Raw genomic sequence first — 2,323 nt, 5'->3', positions numbered from 1 at the left:
CGGCGAAGTGTAACATATGTTTGACAAACCTACAGTTTTTACATTTTCTTTACCATACATGTATTGTAATCCTACACTTATATAAATAGCTTTATTGTGATCCATATCATGTGACTCTTTCCCTTTATACTCTTTCATTCGATTTTTCCTTTCAACGCCCTCTGCCAAATTATTCATGATATACTCATACATGAAAGGAGGTGATATTGTGGATATGCATAAAAAATAATTGCATTTGCTATGTCTCTAGATATGGAAGAATTAAGAGATAATAGATTGTTACTTCTTACCAATAACTGTTTATTATCTGCTTTGCCTGTTTTTAGTGATGAAACAAACCAACAAGCAAAAATGCTTTATCAATTTTTAAATGGTGCTGAAAAAGCTTCCAATAAAACTTTGTTCCTAATCCAGAACGTCATATGATATTTGACGAAAATTCTATCTTACTTAAAGACATTAAGTTAATTACTCCCCAAGGTAATCAATCTCTTGGTCCGCTTGTATTAACCACTGCATCAGTAACCGCTATCTCTATTGGCGATTTCAAACAACAATCTAACTAACTTATTCATATCCAAATCACCATGTCTTGATTGTTATACGTGGTGATTTTCTTTTTTTCCCTTTCACTTGCATTCCCTCTTCCTTTTCTAATTTGCTAATATCTACAGATAAGTTATAACCGTCTTTGGGGACTAACTTAATGGCATCTACTAAATCATTTAGCTTATCACCAACATTATCCAAATATCTCTTTAATTTATTATTGAAATGACACTCTAATTTTCCAGCCATTCTAATTTCTTTCATTTGTATCACCTCTTTTCATCTTTTTTATTTTTTTCATTATTTCTTCATGTATAATATTTTGATAGGATAATGAGTATTCTGAACTGCTTAGTAGCAAGTAGATGCAAAGGATAAAAACCTTTACGGTAACATTTTGGTGATGGAACCACAACTTAAAACACATTCTAGAAAGGAAGTATTTTTATGGATTTAAATCTTACTCTCAATTTGCCTGAACCAGTAAATAAGGTGTTAAACCCTGTCGCAAGTGCTGCAGGTGAAACCTTAGCGAATATTTGGAATGGTTGCTTTACCTATGTAAATACTTGGTCTAAAAAACAAGTTATTAAGCACGAGCATTCCCTTTTAGAATACAAACGTAGTATTGAAGAAAAATTTGCTAGCATTCCCGAAAATCATCGAGTTGAGCCACGATTAAGTATTGTTGGACCTGCAATAGAAGCTTCTAAGTACTACATAGAGGAAGAAACTATCAGAGAAATGTTTTCCAAGTTAATAACAACAGATATGGATGATCGAAAAAGAAATTTAGTTCATCATTCATTTGTTGAAATACTAAAACAAATGAATCCTACTGATGCTAAAATACTTGCAGAATTTGATAATCCTACAACGCTTTTACGCTGTCTTATAACAAGAAAATCTAGCCCCAATTTATCCTTATCTATAACAGATATCTACCTATCAGAAACATTTAAAGAATATGATCAATCACACTGCATTTCTATAGCAAATCTAGACCGATTAGGCTTGATTTCGATTCCAACTAGAAACTTAAGTGGTGTAATAATAGACTCAAAAGAACCAGATGCTATTGCTAGATTTAAAGCAACTAAATTTTATTCACTCATGGTCTCTGATTGTAATAATCCATTAACTGATTATTCAGATTATGAAATAATTACCTACAAAGGCTATTTAACTGAGCTAGCTTTTAGCTTTAAGAAAATTTGTCTCTGATTCAAAAATTTTCTTCTCTATAAATTCGAATATTTTTAGTGTTAAAAATCCCGCTACAGTAACGTTAATAAATGTTGGAAATAAAAATCCCAGTGTTAATAACACATATGTATAACCTTCCATCTTATAGACCTCTTTTCCCATCTCCGCATAATTAACTATTTGACAAAATTCTTGTTTTCACTTTAAATTTTTAATTAGTTCAATATGTAATTTGTAACCTTTGCATGTATCAGAACCACAATTATATTTTTTCTTTAATACCCAACAATGGACTGCACCCCAAAAGTTGGACACAATTTTTGGAGGTGCAGTTTTTATGTCCAAGTATTCCAAAGCAATAAAAAGGCAAGCGATTTTATTACATGAGCAAGGATGGGGATACCGTTCTATAGCTCAGAAATTATCAATTTCCAAAAGCACTATAAAGAGATGGGTGTTCTTAGGTAAGCATGGGATTTCTCTAGACAAGAAAATGACGCATAACCCCTTTTCAGCACGATGTAAGGCTCATGGTATTGAAACCAGGTGGGAAAATAAGTTATCCTTT

At 31.9% G+C, this 2,323-nt stretch carries 3 protein-coding genes; 2 read left to right on the top strand and 1 reads right to left on the bottom strand.

Annotation, left to right across the window (positions count from 1 at the left end; translation table 11 throughout):
* Positions 1 to 582: 582 nt before the first annotated feature.
* Positions 583 to 813, bottom strand: a complete 231-nt coding sequence (locus tag HMPREF0080_RS00525) for a hypothetical protein (RefSeq protein ID WP_006789106.1) — start codon at positions 811 to 813, stop codon at positions 583 to 585.
* Between the two features lie 183 nt (positions 814 to 996).
* Here HMPREF0080_RS00525 and HMPREF0080_RS08960 point away from each other — a divergent pair, with 183 nt between their 5' ends.
* Positions 997 to 1,773, top strand: a complete 777-nt coding sequence (locus HMPREF0080_RS08960; protein ID WP_006789105.1) for a DUF4393 domain-containing protein — start codon at positions 997 to 999, stop codon at positions 1,771 to 1,773.
* A gap of 319 nt (positions 1,774 to 2,092) precedes the next feature.
* Positions 2,093 to 2,323: helix-turn-helix domain-containing protein (locus HMPREF0080_RS00515; RefSeq protein ID WP_040346654.1), on the top strand; the 231-nt coding region annotated here is incomplete at its 3' end.

Source organism: Megasphaera geminata F0357 (genome assembly GCF_000239275.1).
Lineage (GTDB): Bacteria > Bacillota > Negativicutes > Veillonellales > Megasphaeraceae > Megasphaera > Megasphaera geminata.
The sequence above is the reverse complement of the archived record's forward strand: the minus strand, read 5'-3'. Positions and strand labels throughout refer to the sequence as shown.

What these genes read in the sequence shown, in the direction of transcription:
- HMPREF0080_RS00525 (WP_006789106.1), bottom strand. Translation starts at nt 813, where the DNA reads ATGAAAGAAATTAGAATGGCTGGAAAATTAGAGTGTCATTTCAATAAT.
- HMPREF0080_RS08960 (WP_006789105.1), top strand. Translation starts at nt 997, where the DNA reads ATGGATTTAAATCTTACTCTCAATTTGCCTGAACCAGTAAATAAGGTG.